This window comes from Cohnella zeiphila (genome assembly GCF_014212055.1).
Classification (GTDB): domain Bacteria; phylum Bacillota; class Bacilli; order Paenibacillales; family Paenibacillaceae; genus Cohnella; species Cohnella zeiphila.
Map to the genome: position 1 here is coordinate 73831 of NZ_JACJVO010000046.1, position 15632 is coordinate 89462.

Genomic DNA, 15632 nt, shown 5'->3' on the forward strand with positions numbered 1-15632 from the left:
GGCGGGAAGGTGAACGATAACGGGAAAATACACAGCCGGCAATTGATGGTGCTCGCGTTCTTGTACACGGTCGGAACCACGGTCTTGATCATTCCGGCGGGACTGGCGGCGATCGCCAACCAGGATGCCTGGATCGGGGCGATCGCGGGCGTCGCGATCGGCGTGATCGTCGTCGGATTGTACGCTTTGTTATGGCGGCTGTTTCCCGATAAAACCTTTGTCGGCATCTGCAAGGCCGTTTTCGGCAAATGGTTCGGAACGCTGCTGGCCGTCATTCATATGTTCGGTGCCTTTATCGGCACGGCAACCGTTCTATTCTATGTCGGGGACTTCTTCCAACTTCACTTCCTGCCGCGCACCCCTTTTGCGATCACCTGCTCCCTGTTCGCCCTCGTGGTCGTCATGGGGGTACGAATGGGGCTGGAGACGATCGCCCGGGCTTCGGAGTTGATGCTTCCATGGTTCGTTATTCTGTTTGGCGTATTGGTACTGACGCTGGCTCCGGAAATTCATGTCGACCGAATGCTTCCCGTATTCGAGTCCGGCTGGAAGCCTGTCGTTTGGGCAGGGATTTCGTTCGCCGGGACGGCTTATATGCCCATCGTGTTTTTGTTCTCGGTATTTCCCAGGGTGAAGAGCCCTGACAAGGCTTGGCCCGGCATGATCGCCGCCGCTCTGATCGGGGGGATGTGCGTGGTTCTGATTACCTTGTTATGCGTCTTGGTTCTAGGTCCGAATATTACGTCGAGGAGCATGTTTCCGAGCTATGCCTTGGTCAAAAAGATCAATATCGGCAACTTCGTTCAACGGATCGAAGCGATCATGGCCGGCTTGTGGTTTGTCACGACGTACATCAAGACTACGTTTTATTACTATAGTTGGGTAACGAGCTTATCGGAGATCCTGAGATTGAAAAATTATCGGACGATCACGCTGCCCTGCGGAATGATCATGGTCGTGTTCTCGCTCGTCGTCTATCCCGACGTCGTCTATTGGCAGAGATGGGACTCCACCGTGTTTCCTCCTTATATCCTGACGCTCGGTTTCCTTTTCCCGCTCTTGCTGTGGATCGTCGGCAGATGGAAAAAAGATCGGAGCTATGAGACCGGCAGGAAAACATAAGGGATAGGTCCCGACCCGATCCTCGCGCGAATTCACCCGGAGGGATCTTCGGCCGGCGGCTATTCCCCCGGCTTCGTCAGCCGTTCGAGCGCTTCCAGGTATCGGTAAGCGTCCGCGTCGGTCGGTCCGCACATCTCCTCGGACGGGCGCAGGCTGACGCAAATGGCGGGCCGCTCGGCTTGTCCGAACAGGCGGCACCGGTTGTCTTCGGTTAACTGTATGCAGCGGATCCCGGCAGGCTTGCCTTCGGGCATGCCGGGGATCGGAGAAGATATGGAAACGGCAATGCAGCAAGCGGCGCAACCGATTCGGCAATCCATCCTATCATCCCTCCCGCCTTAGCATATCCGACCCTGTACCCGAAAGCAACGAACGAACCGTTCGGACGCAAAAAGCCCCTTCCTTGATCGCTGGAGCAAGGAAGGGACTCTCTATTCCGCTGCTTCTTAGCGGTTATGCTTCCACTGCGACGTCGTACTTCTCGGCGACTTTAATGAGGTAATCTTCGATATTGTCGTAATCCCCCAGCTTGTCGGCGGTGATGACGATCGGCTCATCCATTCCTTTGACCGAGACTCGGATGCCTTTCACCTCAATCGTCCGAAGCAGCTTTCTCACCGGTTCCTTGACCTTCTCCAGCCGGTCGAGCTTCGAGTACTGGATCGTCACGGGTTCTTTCTCCTTCTCCAACTGCAGCACCATTTCCGTCGCATCCAAGTTGACATCCACCGCTTTGGGCATACGAATGTCCTCCTTTGGTTTTCCCCGTCAGGGGGTGCAGAATTGACGCGCTTACCAATAAATTAAACCGTTCGGGCAAATTTGAAACAGGGGATCTTGCGAAAAATCCGGAATCGAGAGGATGGAAATAAAGGATCATCTGGAGCGATCCGTTGCACGGGAACGGTTCTAGAGCGAGGTCTTGCCGAACAAGGGGACGCGCGCCCCCTTGTTCTTTCATGCGCTTGCCTGCTTACGGGCTCACCGCGCTGGCGCTCGCGTCAGCCGAAGGGCTGGCTTCCGCGCCGCCTGCATCCGAGGATGCGGCTCCGTCCGAAGCGGCGCCTGCTCCGGTATCGTCGGACGCGCCGGAGTCGACCGAGGCGTCTGCGCTCGAGGCAGGCGATTCTATGCTATCCGTGCTCGAATTTGCAGGTGTATTCCCATTATTGCTGGAAGAAGAGCATCCGGCGGCTACCAGCATCACAGCACCAAGCACCAATACAAGCAACAAAGAATAAGTTTTTTTCATTTGTTTGAATCCTCCTTCAATCTTTGTGATAAATCGACCGTCCGAAATGACGGTTCATCCCCCTCCCTTCTTAGGTTCATAACTTACTCAGCGATTCTGAACGTTTGCTTAAGGGAACCTTAAAGGAACCTTAAATGAGAGAATGTTCACGATCTCGGCAGCGCAAAAAAAACACGCCGGATCGGCGTGTTTCCGCTCTGCGAAAGGAACGGCCGCCATCCCCCGGCGATACGAATTTTCCCTCGATATTTCCTGGATCTCATGATTCTAATCATGCACGATTCCGATGGCAAAGCCGTCGTATCCTTTGCTGCCGACCGTCTGGATTGCCGTAGCCGTCACTTGGGGTTCCCGGGAGAGGAGATCGAAGAAGGACCGGACTCCGATGACTCGCGGATCCTCGCTGTCCGCTCGAATAATCTCCCCGTCCCGCACGACGTTATCGCCGACAATGACCGTTCCCGGCCGCGAGAACCGAAGGGCCCATTGCAGATAGAAAGGATTGTTCGGCTTATCCGCATCGATGAAGATCAGGTCGAACGGTTCCGTCCCTTCTTTATCCATCTGCGCCAATTGAGCCAACGCTTCTCCGGTTCGAAGCTCGACCTGCCGCTCGACGCCGGCCAGCGCGAAGTTGGAGCGGGCGACGCGGGCGTGAAGCGGGTCCAGTTCCAGCGTCACGATGCTGCCGTCCGCAGGAAGCGCTCTGGCCAGCCAAATCGTGCTGTACCCGCCCAGCGTGCCGATCTCCAGGATCCGTTTGGCTCCCTGCATCCGCGCCCAGATGTGAAGAAGCTTTCCTTGAGTCGGCGTCACGTCGATCTCGGGCAGCCCTGCCTCCCGGTTCGCGGACAACACCTTCTCCAGATCAGGATCGTACGGCAAAAGACGTTCCGCAATGTAGTCGTCGACCTTTTTCCAAGTATTCGCATCCTTCATGCCATCCCGTCTCCTTTGCATTCATTTGTTTGCAACCCCAGTTTAAATCAATGAAAATCATAAGTATAATATATAATTATCAATTACTCATACACTAAACTTATCATTTGAGACGGGACGGGAGATGCCCCATGAATCTTCACGCCTTGCGGCTGTTCCATGAGATCGCCCTGACCGGAAGCGTTACGCGCGCTTCGGAGACGCTGAAGATCAGCCAGCCCGCGATCACGGCGCAGGTCAAAAAACTCGAAAAAGAGCTCGGCCTCGTTCTGCTCAAACCGCAAGGAAGAGGCGTCGCGCTGACGGACGCGGGAGAGACGGCGGCCCTGCTGGCCAAGCGGCTGTTCGCCGTCGAGCAGCAGATCGAACAGTACGCCCGGGATTACGCCTCGGGCTTGAACGGGCGCATCCGCGTCGCCGCGACTTATTTGCCCGCGCATTTCCTGATGCCGGCATGGATCGCGATGTTCAAGCGGCAATATGAGCAAGTGGAGATGAACATCATCACGACGAACTCGAGCGAAGCGCTCGGCAAGCTGCAGCAGGGCGAGGCGGATCTAGCGATCTACGGGGGCCTCCCGGAGGACAATCCGGACACGATCGGCACGGAGCACCTGTTCCGGGACGAATTATGGTTCGTCGTCGCGCCGGGCCATCGATATGCGAACCGAACGGTTAAGTTGGAGGATATGATGCGGGAGCCTTTCGTCATGCGGGAGGAAGGAAGCTCGACGAGAGCGCGGCTGTTGTCCCTGTGCAGAACCTACAACGCTCCCTCCCCTCGCATCGCCTTGCAGTTCAACGGCTTGCACGAAGCGATCCGGGCCGTCATCGCCGGGTATGGCGCGAACTTCGTGTCGTCGCTGGCGGTCAGAGAGCATGTGGAACGCGGAGAGTTGTGCCGGGTGAATGTAAAGGACGTTCATCTGGAAAATACGATTGCGATCTGGACGCGCAAAAACGAACCTTTGTCCGCCGCGGCGCAGCATTTTATCGACACGATCCGGAAGTCCCCCCGCCTCCCGACCTAGGCAGCCGGCACGGACCGATCTCGGCCGTCCGCGACGGGGGGGATCTTCCTGTCTTATTCCCCCGACGGAACGGGAATATCGCAAGTTTCGCCCAGAGGAATGCCGAAATCAGGCGTTCCGTCCGCCTTCCATCCGAATCTCTGAATGCGCGTCGACCGATGGGCCGTATCCGTTCCCGGAGCCGGCAACGCATGATAGACGATCCAGTCTTCCTTCCCGTCCGGAGACAGGGTGAAGCTGTTATGTCCCGTTGCGTAGACGCCGTTCTCCGCGCTTTTGCGAAATACGGGTTCGGCCGATTTGGTCCACGCGGACGGATCCATCGGATCGGCGTTCTCCTTCATCGTCAGCATGCCGAGAGCGTAATCTTCCGACCAGGTCGTGCTGGCCGAATAAACGAGGAACACGAAGCCGTTGCGCCGAAGCACGACCGGCCCTTCGTTAATGGCCATACCGCCCTGCTTTTCCCATTCCATCGCCGGTGCCGACAGAAGAACATGCTCCCCTCTCAACGTCCAAGGATTATCCATTCGCGAGATATACAAGGCCGAACCGTAATCGGGAAAATGGCCGTAGCCCGCATACAGGAAATACAGATCGTCCCCGAGCGGCATCACCGTTCCGTCCAGTCCGGGAACAGGCGTGGCAAGCGCTCCCTTCCATTCCCAGTCTCCCTCGAGCGGATCCGACTCTCCGTTCTCCAGCACGCAGATTCGCCGCGACGCGTCGCCGCCGCTGCCGTCATTGGCGGTATAGTAGATATACCACTTGCCGTTTAGCCGGTGAATTTCCGGAGCCCATAAATGATAGCTGTAGGGGCCTTCCGGCGGAGGAGCCCACACCGTTTTCTTGCGGCCGCTCGCAATGCCGGTCAGGCTCGCGGATTGTGTCAGTTCGAGGCGCCCGCCTTGGGTGTACATGAAGTAATAATTGCCGTCCGAATGCCGAAGCACCCAAGGGTCCGCCGCTCTTGCAACGATCGGATTGCGAAATGATTTCATCCGTTGCTTCCTCCTTGTTCCTTCCATTTATCGTCATTATCTTTATTTTACTGAACGGCGATACCGATGACAAAGGGACAGCATAAAGCAACCGGTCCGCCGAATTCGGCAGGACCGGTTGCTTCCTAATCCTCTTGACGTTCGTCTCAATCGGCCGGCTGTCCTGCGCTGCCTGCGCCCGAACCGGCGGCGCGATCGGTCGAAGCTTCCGCGATGTCGCGGGCCGCCCAGTAGCCGTTCGGCACGTCCTTCCACGGCGATTGCGCCTCATCGCTTCGCGGTACCCGGCCGAGCGCCCGGTTCAGGATGACGACCGCTTCGGCGCGAGTCAGTGCCCGTTCCGGCCGGAACGTGCCGTCGGCATAGCCCTGAAGGTAGCCGGCTCCCTGCGCGGACTTGATCGCCTGCTCCGCCCAGTGGCCGATCGTGTCGGCAAAGCCGGTTCCCGCTTCGGCCGCGCTTGGAGCGAGACGCGAGGCGAGAGCCGCCATCTCGGCGCGGGTCACGGGCTGCTCCGGCTTGAAGGTCCCGTCCCCGTAACCGTTCATCAGTCCGAGCGCCGCCGCTTGAGCGATCGCATTCGCCCCCCAGTAGCCCGGCTTGACGTCGCGGAACGAAGGGTTGTTGCCGGCATCATCGGCTTGGCGGCCGGCGACGCGGGTCAGAATCGCCGCCATCTCGGCGCGGGTGATGACCTGATCCGGCTTGAACAGATCTCCCGCGAAGCCGCGAATATACGCGGAACGGGAGGCAGACGCCGCATCATCCAACTGAAGCGGAGCGAACGTGCTGAACTTGGAGGTCGTAAACTGAACCCCTTTGCCTTCATCGAACGCCGCCTCGGTGCCCGGCTTGAATTCCTTCGTACCGTCCTCGTGCTCGATATAAACGCCGATCCGCCCGGACCCGGAAGCTTGCGCATCCGTATCGTCCAGCGGAAGAACGAGCATAACCTCGCGGTTCTCCAGGTTCGTCTCGATCTTGACCGGACGACCGGCGAGCGTCGCCTTGCCGCCGGAAGCGGCAATGACGGCCGTCTCCTCATTGGCGCGCGTCTCGATCTGCGAGCTTTCGTCCGCAGATCCGACCGGCGTCAAGTTGAAATGCACTTCGTCATCCCAACCCCGCAAGGAAGCGTTCGGAACGCGGATCTTCGCGCTCCCCGCGTCGATCTCCAGGTCCAGTCCGCTATCCGCGAGCAGAGCGACCGATTCCGGGTCCAGCGTCGCGTTCGTCAGCGACGCCCCGCCGTTCGCGGTCGGGAAAGAGATTGTCAATGCGCTTGCTCCGGCCGCTTTTTGCCGGTCGATCCACGTTTTTGCTTGATCGGCAGTCAGCTTCGCTTCATCCTTGCTCGTTCCGTCCGGCAGCGTCGTGCGCACGACCGGGATCGAATCCGCTCCGGTCGCGACGCCTCCTTCGCCCGAAGGCGACACCGGCGGAGTTGCGATCCAAGGAGAGACGTCGAATCGCAGCGCGTCGACCAGCATCAGATCGCCCGAAGATTTGACGACCTTGATCGTATGCGTGCCGCTCGGCAGCGAATCGCTGCGGTACAGATTTACCTGCGCGCCGCGTTTCGCGGCATTCGCGCTGACCGTTGCCTTTTGCTCGCCGTCGATGTAGATGTCCATGTCGCCTTGCTTCGGCCCGACGGGCGACAGCAGCTCGACGCCGGTTCCCTTGAACGTGTACTCGAACGAGGAACCGTCGGCCGCCGCGGCATGCACGTCGTCGCCGTAATCGCCGCGGAACGCGAACGTCAGCTTCGTCGTTCCGGCCGGCTGCGAAGCGAGATATTCCTTCTTGATCGTCACTTGATTGCCCGAGACGGTGTAGTCGGCGCCTTGAACGAGCGTCTGCGCCCCGTTCTTGATGGCCGTAAGGCCGTCGGTTCCCGCAAGCACGTTGACGATCACATCCGCCTGCGCGGCCGGCGCCTTATCGAAGTCCGTTAACGAGACGTCGATCAGATCCGGGAGCTGCACGCGCAGCGCGTCGAGCAGCATGAACTGCCCCGTCTTCTTGACCGCCTTCAGCGTATGCAAGCCGCTTGCCAGCCCGCTGACGGAATAGATGGTCATCTGCGGCTTGTTATGGGCGTTCGCTTCGTAGGTGCTGAACGTCCCTTGGCTGACGCCGTCGAGGAAAATTTCCACGTCGCCCTGGCCTTGGTCCACCTCCGTGATGTAGTCGATGCCCGTTCCCTGGAACGTGTACTCGAAGAACGCGTCGTTCGTCTCCGTCCAATCGACGTCGTCCCCGTAATCGCCCAGGCCTCGGCCGCCGCTGCCGTTCCAGCCGCCGGAGTACTTGATCTTCGGGTCGTTGTTGTTCACGAACTCGTACCGGCCCGGCGAAGCCGAATTGCTCACCGCGACGGCCAGCGTCCGCGGTCCGCTCCGGGAGAACTCGAACGTCAAGCTCGCGTTTCCAACCGGCAGCGAAGACAGATACGACTTCAGAATGCGGACGGTATTCCCGTCCGCCGCGTAGTCCTCCCCTTCCGTCAGGGACGCGTCGCCGTTCCGGATGCCGGTCAAGCTATTGCCATCCGGCAGCGTCAGCGACACCGCGACGTCCGCTTGCGCGGTCGGCCGCTTGTCGAAGCTCGCCGACGTCGGGCTGATCGACGTGCCTTCCATGGCGATGGGCAGAAGCTGCGTATCGCCGCCGGCGAATTCAAAGGCGAGCGCGACCGAATCGCCGGAAGGCTGCTGCTGCAAGTAGGCCGACTTGATCGTCGCGACATTCGCGTCCACCGTATAATCGGTGCCGCTCTGCAGCGACGAATCGCCGTTCCGGATACCGGCGAGCGAGCTTGCGCCGAACGGCAGCGCCACCGTGATGTCGGCCGGCTGGTCCTGGTTGAAGCTGCCGGCCGAAGGAGTGCCGAGCAGCGAATCCGCCGTCACCTTTAGGGCGTCGAGCAGGAAATAATGTCCGCCGTCCGGATTCCTTACGATCCGCAGCGTATGGGGCCCCTGCTCCAACCCCGCTATGCCGTAAACGGGGATTTGGCCCGTCTGGGACACGCTGTAGGTATCGACCGTCTCCTTGAACTCGCCGTCCACATAGACGTCCAGCTTGCCGCTGCTGTCGCTCGTCTCGGCCCGCACTTCGATGCCGGTCCCGTCGAAGGCGTACGTCATCTCCGGCTGCGTTCCGCTGGCGTCGTCCGGCTCCCCATAATGGACGTCGCCTCCGTAATCTCCGAAGGACCGGTCGCCGCTGTAGCCCCATCGGTTGGCGTACTGAATCGCCGGATCGGTATCGTTCAGGAGAACCGTATGAGACACGGGGGCGGAATCAGCCCCTTCGCCCGGATCCGGCGGCGTATCGCCGCTCGCGTCGGAAGCATGGCCGTCGCTGCCTGCATCGCCGTTCTGTCGGCCGGCTCCCGAAGCCGACGAATCCGTCACGATGACCGACAGATCCTGGGCGTCGCTCTCGAGTTCATTGCCGCCGTTGCGCGTCCAATCTCCCGAGTACTTCATGTAATTATCGTCATCGTTTACGGTAGAGGCGCCGCTGAGCGCGGTGACCTTGAACAGGCGGGACGCGTGCGGCTCCAAGGTTACCGGACCGTAGCCGGCGTCGAAGCTGCCCAGCTCTTGATGGCTCCACAAGTCGCGGACGGAGGCGGCGCCGCTTAAGCCGATGTCGTTCCAATTGACGCCGAACGACGCGCCCTTGCTGCCGAGGTTGAACAAGGCTACCGTATAGGTGCCATCGCCGTTGTTGGCGTACCATACCTGCTGATCCGAGGCCGTCGATACCGGGTGAATCGGGTGTCCGGCCTGATTGACGGCGATCACTTCGTCGTTGGTCAGCAGGCTGAGCCCGTAATCGTCCAGATTGGCGATATCGTCGCCGGTATACAACTGCGCCGACGAAGCCGCCCACAGCGTCATCGCCGTCTGCCGCTCGTCCTTCGTCAGACCGGACGTCGCTCCGTTGCCGATATCCAGCGAATCGAAGTCGTTCCATCCTCCGGGCCCGGCGTCGCGCCACCAGAACGCAGCATCCGGGAACAGCCGGGCGATGTTGCCCCATTGCGTCATCCCGACATCCGGGTTGTAGGCTTCCACGTCCCAGTCGACGCGCCAGCCGTTGGCGTACTTTTTCCAGTAGTCGACGTAATTGTGGTCGAGCGCCCAGCTCAGCTCGAACCAGATGCGGTACTTGCCGAGCGCCGTCGACCAGGCCTTCACATCGTCGCGGGCGTCGATGGTCTCATCGTTATGGCCGGAGCCCGGCGTCACGCTGTCGAACTTGATAAAGTCGACGCCCCATTCGCCCAATTGCTCCGCGATCGAATCGACATATTCCTGGGCGCCGGGCTTGGAGAAGTCGATCTTGTAATCGATGTTCCAGTAATCCGCCGTCGTCAGCGGCTTGACCACGATATCCTGCGCGTGATAAGGAGTGCCTTTGATCGGCAGGTTCTTCTCATAGACGTCCTTGGACATTCCGGGAATCATGTAGAGGCCGATCTTCTGTCCGTTATGATGAACATAATCGACCACTTCCTGGAACCCGTTCGGGTACAGAGTCGCCTTCGGCACCGGCCGTCCGTACTCGTCGGAGCCTCCGCTCCAGCCCGCGTCGATGTTGATATAATCGTAGCCGTGCGATTGAAGCTTCTCGTGCATCGCATCCGATTGAGCCTTCACCCGGTCGGCGGTCACCCAATCGATTCCGTTCGGGTTATACACTTGAAGGCTGTAGCTGCTCCACCCCATATACGGTTTCTGGGCGAGCCCGTTATCGGCCGCCTTCGCTTCCTGGCCGCTCGTGCCGACCCAGACGAACTGGGCGGCCAGAAGAGCGGAGAGCAGCAAGCCCGTTCCCGTTCGGCGAAACATCCGGTTCACTGCAGTCATCTCCCTTATCTTTTTTTTGAGACCATCGAAACTTCCGCCGCACCCCCTCCACTGTTTATGAAAGCGCTTGCCACAGGCAAAATAATAGCCATTTACCGCCAATTCCGGTAGGTACAATTGCGCCGGCCGGCGTACACCTTCCCCGATTCTGCAGGGACATTTGGCGGGGCATCGGCCATCTTTCCGCTTCGTCGGAACAAAAGCGCCCCTCAGGCCGTTTCCGGGCCTGCAGGGGCGTTTTCGGGGAATTCCTCTCTTGATCTCAGCTCAAATCTCTCAGCCAAGCGGCGAGCGCTCGGCCAACCTCTTCCGGGGAGTCCTCCTGCGGATAGTGAAGTCCTTTGGCGACCGCTTCGGTCTGCGCCGGCCAGGTACGGACAAAATCGAGATGCGATGGCGGCAGCAAGCCGGGGTCGCTTCGGACGAACAGCTTCGGGACGGGACTTTGCGCGAGCCACTTCCCGTAAGCGTCGACGATCTCGCACACGTCGGCCGGTTCCCCGCCGATCGGAAGCTGCCGCGCCCAGGAGAGCATCGGCCGGCGATTCTCGCCCGGCTCCAGGAACGGCCGGCGGTATTCGGCCATCTCTTCCTCCGTCCGCTTGCGCAAGACGGTCAGCGGCAGGTTGACTTCGATAAAAGAGTTCTGTTCCAGCACCATCTGCTCGCCGGCCGGAGACCGAAGCTTCTGGAAGATCGCGCGCCCCGTCTCGGGCATCTCGCTCCAATCGCGGGCCCGGATAATCGCCTCCATGTGGACGATGCCTTTCAACGCGTCCGGATGGCGCATCGCCCAATCGAAGCCGAGGGCCGACCCCCAATCGTGAACCACCAGGATGACATTCCGACGAACCCCAAGCTGCTCGAGCAGAGCATCCAGATAGCGTCTGTGCTCAACGAACCGGTACGAATCCGGACCGCTGTTCGGTAGCTTGCCGGAATCTCCCATCCCGATCAGGTCGGGAGCGATGCAGCGGCCGTAATCCAGCGCATAAGGAAGAAGATGACGCCACAGATAGGACGAGGAAGGATTCCCGTGCAGGAAAACGATCGGATCGCCGCTGCCCGCCTCCACATATGCCATCTCCACATCGAACACCCGTTGACGCTTCTTTTCGTGAGCGAATCCTTTTTCAAACATGTTTGATCTCACCTTTCCTCTTAAAATGTTTGCAAGTGCTTACTTGCAATTTGTTTTATAAAAAAGCTAGGGGGTTAAGGCCCTAGCGAACAACCGGACGCTTTCCTCGATAAAATCGTTCAACATTCGTTCCGGAGTCGTCTCGTCTGCCTTCAAGCCGCTCATGAACGAGCCGTAATTCATCCACATGAAGGACATGGCCGTCATTTCGGGATTCGGCGTAACGACCTTCTTCTGCTCCGCCATGGTACGGAAATAGCCGGTCAACAGGTCCCTCAGATGACGGGGATGACGCGCCGCTTCTTGATACACTTCGTCCGGAAGCACGCTGCTGCCCTTGTGCGCGATAAAGAACAGCTTGCGGTTCCGGTTCATGATCCGGTGGTAGGTCCGGCTGATCAGAAGAAGATCGGAATGCAGCTCCCCGCTCAGCGATTCCCGGAACAGCTTCGTCATCTCTTCGGCGTAGTGATATTGTTGGAAGGCGGCCTCCAGCAGCTTCTGCTTCGTTCCGAAATGCCGGAAAAGCGTCACTTCGTTCACTCCGGCGGCAACGGCGATCTCCTTGGTGGTCGTGCCGTCGTAGCCTTTGGCCGCCATGAGTTCGATGGCCGCGTTCAGCAGCTTGTCGCTGGTGCTTGGATGGCTTCCCATTGCTCTCTCCCCAGAATGCAAGTGCTCACTTACATTCCGATTCTAACCCAACATCTTCCGGACGTCAAGATGTTCGATCTCGATTTTCCCCGATACGACGTCCACGAACGGTAATCCGCCGCGCACGCCGGCGATTCCGTAACCGCTCGCCGTGCACAGGAAGCTGCTGAAATCCCCGGGGACGTTCGGCGAGAGACACAGCGTCCGTTCGCAAGCATCGTAACGAATGCCGCTCCACCCTTGGATAAGGCCGTAGGACGCCATCGCCCGCGCATACCAATGACCGCATTCGTACTCGTTGAACGGATTGCGCGTCCGCCCGTCATATCGGCTGCGGCAGGTTCTGACGATCTCCAAGCCTTCTTCCACGCATCCAAGCGCCAGCAAATGGGAAGCGACCTGGTATTCGATTCCCGTCCAAACTTCGTTGCTGTATACGAATGGCAAAGACGGCTGTCCGCCCTTCGGCCACGTGCACAGCAGCAGACCCCCTTCGCGGCCGAGCGCGAATCCGGGGCGCTGAGGATTGACATGCTCGGACAAATCGCGTTTGAAGTTGTATTTGTACACGCTGAGCAGGTGACTCCGCACCTTGTCGCGGTCCAGGATATCGCCCAGCCCGCACATCTCGCCAAGCCACGCCCCGATGACGCCGTCCGACAAGCATCCTGTCCCGTACTGGTATTTGGGTCCCTCCGTCCTCAGCAGTTCCAGGGCTTCGGCCGAATATTCGACGTTCCATGCTTGTTGACCGCTCGTCGGCGAAGGCGTTCGCAGCCCCTCCCACACGATCCGCTGCTCGTAATACTCGCCGTTGAACAGTTCGCCGTCCAGATAGTCCCTGCCTTTGCGGTACAAAGTCTCGTACCGGCCGGCGGGTTCGCCGAGCGCTTGCGCCATATGCGAAGCCGCCTTCAGCGCTCCTAAGTAGATCGACGAGCACATCCCGTCGGGGCCCCAAAACTCGATATCGTACGTGTTGTGATGCGGTTCGGAGAGCACGCCCCTCTCTTCGGCATCCCAGGTCTCGATACAGTAGTTCAGGCTGATCTTTACCTTCGGCCAAAGCGCCCGCAGCCACTCCGTATCCCCGGCGATCCGCCAATCGCGGTACGCCTTCATGATGCCGCCCAGCTGTCCGTCGCTGGCGGCATGAAAGTCGTGGTCCGCCGGCTGAATGGGCAGCGGCACGCGGAAATTCTGGTGTCCGCGTTCATCCTGGCCTTCCGTGAATTCGGCGGCGCGAATGCCGCGCTCCAGTTCCGGGAACAAGTGCGGGATCGACTGGGCATAGTTCCAGACGTGCGTGCAGGTGCCGTGACAGCTGCCCCGCGTATCTTCGCAGCCTTCCCACCCCCATAAACGGCCGTCCGTCTGCCGCAGAACGGTCGGCGACTTCAGAATGGACAGGTTCGCCGCCGCCGCTTGCACGATTTCGGGCGGCATGGAAGTGCCGTAGAAGCTGTCGCTGAACCGGAGGCTCTCCTCTCGCAGCTTCGCATAGTTGCGAAGCCAATAAGCGGAAACTTCCGTAACATCCGCGAACCTTCCCGCGTACCACGGCCGATGGAAATCCGGCGCGCGATCGGCATCGTTCCCGTTATGGCTTTGCCGATCCGCGGGCACTCCAACGGTCAGATTCGTCTCCGGAAAGTACCAGGACAACAGAAGGCGGGCCGTCTCCCTTGCCCGCGGTTGAAGCTTCAGCGGCACGAACAGGCTCGCGCCCGGGCTCGGCTTCCCTTCTGCGACGGGCAGCTTCTCTTGACAGAGCCCCTCAGCGATCTCCTTCCAGATCATCGTAATCGGATCGAACCACCCGCCTCTGAACCAGGCGCAATCGACCGTCGCGTCCGGATGATCCGTGAAGGCGCTGAACGCCCCTTGCCTCCATGGCGTTTCGGCTGGCGGCGGCTGCTCCAGCACGAAACCTTTGCCGGAGCCCGAACAAAACGCCCGATGAGGCGCGTCGCCGCCGGCCGCCAGAAACGCTGCCGAGTGGAACGAATACACGAGCTCTAGCGTGCGATCCGTCAGATTCTCGAACGTAAATTCCAGCGCGGCGACCGGCAGGCTCGACGAATCGGCGTCCAACGGAACGAACGGGCTCCAGCCGGTGACGGATGCGTTCACCGGCAAGCGAGGGTCGCGCAGCTCGACCGTCCCGAAGGGGAATCGGGTATGGAAGACGCACTCTTGAAATCGCGGAAGTCCGTAATGCTTGCCGAATAGCCCGTTGCCTGGTCCGACGAAGCGGTCCGACCGGTGACTGAACACTTTCCAGTCCGGAACCGGACCTTCCAGCACTCTGGCGACGTTGCCGTCCGCGCTCTTCACGCAGAGCGCGGAGAACATCAGCGGTTCATGGGTCAGATCCGGCGCGCCCTGCAAGGAGAAGTGGGACATGGCTCCCGTCCCCTCCAGGCAGAACATGCCCGCCCCGATCCCGCCGAGCGGAAACGCGACATGCGAATTGCGGCTCCCCGTGTAAACGTCGCCGAACGTGACTCTATTCAACTCGGCACTCTCCTTTGCAAGCCGGGTCCGGGTCCTTGGCGGCGGCCTTGGCCTGCAGTCTCATCTCCGCAGGCGAGATCCCGTAGTGTTTTTTGAAAAGCTTATGAAAATAGGAGACGTCCTCATAGCCGACCCTTCCCGCAATATGTTTGATTTGAGCGTCGTCCTGCATGACCCACGACCGGGCCGCTTCCATCCGCAGGCGAATGATTTGCTCCATGACGTTCTCTCCGAACTGGCGCTTATACGTTTGGCTCAAATAGACTTTGCTCACATAGAAGCGGTTCGCCACGGATTCCAGGGAGATGCCTTCCGCATAGTGATGCTGGATATAGTCGAAGATCTGCTGCAGATTGACCTTCTTCCGGTCCCTTCGCCGCGTCAGAATGCTGTCCATCGCCTCCCGGTAAATGGCCGTCAGAACTTCCGACACATTCGATGCATTCAGATGGGACGGAGCTCGCGCCTGCAGATCCTTTTCCCGCAGCAGATCGTTCAGCTCCAAGCCTTCCATCGCCGCAAAATGCTCGAGCGTCAGCAGAAACTCGTGATAGACCCGCAGCCACTGACCGGAATCGCACGGAAAATGGGAGTCCAAATATCGGATGCAGTCGGTCAACGCTTCTTCTGTCGCAGCAGCGGAAAGCTCGTTCAAATGCGTCGCGACATTCCGCTTGCTGTCGTTCACCGCGGCCAGCATCTCGGGCGGCAGCGTCACCAGGGCGGCCGAGATTTGGCGGCGATGATGCTCGAGACCGGCCAGGCACAGCTGCAGCGCCTGCTTCAGCTGTTCGGGATCGACCGGCTTCAGCAAATATTCGACGACGCCGGACCGCACCGCTTGATGCATGTACTTGAAATCGTCATGACCGCTCAGGACGATCACTTGAATATTCGGCTGCGCCTCCTTCAGGAAGCGAAGCAATTCCACGCCGTCCAGCAGCGGCATCTGCATATCCAGGATGAGGATGTCCGGCTTCAGGTCCTGAAGAATCCGGCAGCCGTCTTCGCCGTTGTCCGCTTCCCCTTCCACTTCGATGCCAAGGCCGGTTTGGCGGACCAATTGCTTGATCAATTCCCTCGTCCACG

General features: G+C 59.6%; 12 protein-coding genes. 2 read left to right on the forward strand and 10 right to left on the reverse strand.

The window, feature by feature from the left end:
* Positions 1 to 9: 9 nt before the first annotated feature.
* The gene (locus H7C18_RS30785) at positions 10 to 1122 is read left to right on the forward strand and encodes an endospore germination permease (RefSeq protein WP_185132962.1); all 1113 of its coding nucleotides are present in this window, start codon (positions 10 to 12) and stop codon (positions 1120 to 1122) included.
* Between the two features lie 59 nt (positions 1123 to 1181).
* Here the strand turns inward: H7C18_RS30785 and H7C18_RS30790 are convergent, their stop codons facing one another.
* From H7C18_RS30790 to H7C18_RS30805, 4 genes are all read right to left on the reverse strand, one after another.
* Positions 1182 to 1442 carry a YkgJ family cysteine cluster protein gene (locus H7C18_RS30790; protein ID WP_185132963.1) on the reverse strand — a complete coding sequence of 87 codons (261 nt, stop codon included), beginning with the start codon at positions 1440 to 1442 and terminating at the stop codon, positions 1182 to 1184.
* Between the two features lie 133 nt (positions 1443 to 1575).
* A complete protein-coding gene (locus tag H7C18_RS30795; RefSeq protein WP_185132964.1) occupies positions 1576 to 1863 on the reverse strand; it encodes a hypothetical protein in 288 nt (95 codons plus the stop codon).
* 232 nt (positions 1864 to 2095) lie between these two features.
* Positions 2096 to 2374 carry a hypothetical protein gene (locus tag H7C18_RS30800; protein ID WP_185132965.1) on the reverse strand — a complete coding sequence of 93 codons (279 nt, stop codon included), beginning with the start codon at positions 2372 to 2374 and terminating at the stop codon, positions 2096 to 2098.
* 267 nt (positions 2375 to 2641) lie between these two features.
* A complete protein-coding gene (locus H7C18_RS30805) occupies positions 2642 to 3313 on the reverse strand; it encodes an O-methyltransferase (protein ID WP_185132966.1) in 672 nt (223 codons plus the stop codon).
* A gap of 131 nt (positions 3314 to 3444) precedes the next feature.
* Between H7C18_RS30805 and H7C18_RS30810 the strand changes: the two genes are divergently transcribed.
* Entirely contained in the window at positions 3445 to 4344 is a 900-nt protein-coding gene (locus tag H7C18_RS30810; RefSeq protein WP_185132967.1) for a LysR family transcriptional regulator, read from the forward strand.
* Positions 4345 to 4397: 53 nt separating this feature from the next.
* Here the strand turns inward: H7C18_RS30810 and H7C18_RS30815 are convergent, their stop codons facing one another.
* The 6 genes from H7C18_RS30815 to H7C18_RS30840 all read right to left on the reverse strand — a co-directional run bounded on the left by H7C18_RS30815 (position 4398) and on the right by H7C18_RS30840 (position 15618).
* Complete coding sequence (locus H7C18_RS30815) at positions 4398 to 5345, reverse strand: glycoside hydrolase family 43 protein (RefSeq protein WP_185132968.1); 948 nt, start codon at positions 5343 to 5345, stop codon at positions 4398 to 4400.
* 146 nt (positions 5346 to 5491) lie between these two features.
* Positions 5492 to 10213 carry a X2-like carbohydrate binding domain-containing protein gene (locus H7C18_RS30820; RefSeq protein WP_238358088.1) on the reverse strand — a complete coding sequence of 1574 codons (4722 nt, stop codon included), beginning with the start codon at positions 10211 to 10213 and terminating at the stop codon, positions 5492 to 5494.
* Between the two features lie 280 nt (positions 10214 to 10493).
* On the reverse strand, positions 10494 to 11372 hold the full coding sequence (locus tag H7C18_RS30825; RefSeq protein WP_185132970.1) for a haloalkane dehalogenase: 879 nt from the start codon (positions 11370 to 11372) through the stop codon (positions 10494 to 10496).
* A 66-nt stretch (positions 11373 to 11438) separates the two neighbouring features.
* On the reverse strand, positions 11439 to 12026 hold the full coding sequence (locus H7C18_RS30830) for a TetR/AcrR family transcriptional regulator (RefSeq protein WP_185132971.1): 588 nt from the start codon (positions 12024 to 12026) through the stop codon (positions 11439 to 11441).
* A gap of 42 nt (positions 12027 to 12068) precedes the next feature.
* Complete coding sequence (locus tag H7C18_RS30835; RefSeq protein ID WP_185132972.1) at positions 12069 to 14543, reverse strand: GH116 family glycosyl hydrolase; 2475 nt, start codon at positions 14541 to 14543, stop codon at positions 12069 to 12071.
* Positions 14536 to 15618, reverse strand: coding sequence for a response regulator (locus H7C18_RS30840; RefSeq protein ID WP_185132973.1), 1083 nt, complete (start codon positions 15616 to 15618; stop codon positions 14536 to 14538). The genes H7C18_RS30835 and H7C18_RS30840 overlap by 8 nt, the downstream gene beginning before the upstream one ends.
* Positions 15619 to 15632: the final 14 nt, after the last annotated feature.

What these genes read in the sequence shown, in the direction of transcription:
- H7C18_RS30790 (WP_185132963.1), bottom strand. Translation starts at nt 1,442, where the DNA reads ATGGATTGCCGAATCGGTTGCGCCGCTTGCTGCATTGCCGTTTCCATA.
- H7C18_RS30795 (WP_185132964.1), bottom strand. Translation starts at nt 1,863, where the DNA reads ATGCCCAAAGCGGTGGATGTCAACTTGGATGCGACGGAAATGGTGCTG.
- H7C18_RS30800 (WP_185132965.1), bottom strand. Translation starts at nt 2,374, where the DNA reads ATGAAAAAAACTTATTCTTTGTTGCTTGTATTGGTGCTTGGTGCTGTG.
- H7C18_RS30805 (WP_185132966.1), bottom strand. Translation starts at nt 3,313, where the DNA reads ATGAAGGATGCGAATACTTGGAAAAAGGTCGACGACTACATTGCGGAA.
- H7C18_RS30810 (WP_185132967.1), top strand. Translation starts at nt 3,445, where the DNA reads ATGAATCTTCACGCCTTGCGGCTGTTCCATGAGATCGCCCTGACCGGA.
- H7C18_RS30815 (WP_185132968.1), bottom strand. Translation starts at nt 5,345, where the DNA reads ATGAAATCATTTCGCAATCCGATCGTTGCAAGAGCGGCGGACCCTTGG.
- H7C18_RS30820 (WP_238358088.1), bottom strand. Translation starts at nt 10,213, where the DNA reads ATGTTTCGCCGAACGGGAACGGGCTTGCTGCTCTCCGCTCTTCTGGCC.
- H7C18_RS30825 (WP_185132970.1), bottom strand. Translation starts at nt 11,372, where the DNA reads ATGTTTGAAAAAGGATTCGCTCACGAAAAGAAGCGTCAACGGGTGTTC.
- H7C18_RS30830 (WP_185132971.1), bottom strand. Translation starts at nt 12,026, where the DNA reads ATGGGAAGCCATCCAAGCACCAGCGACAAGCTGCTGAACGCGGCCATC.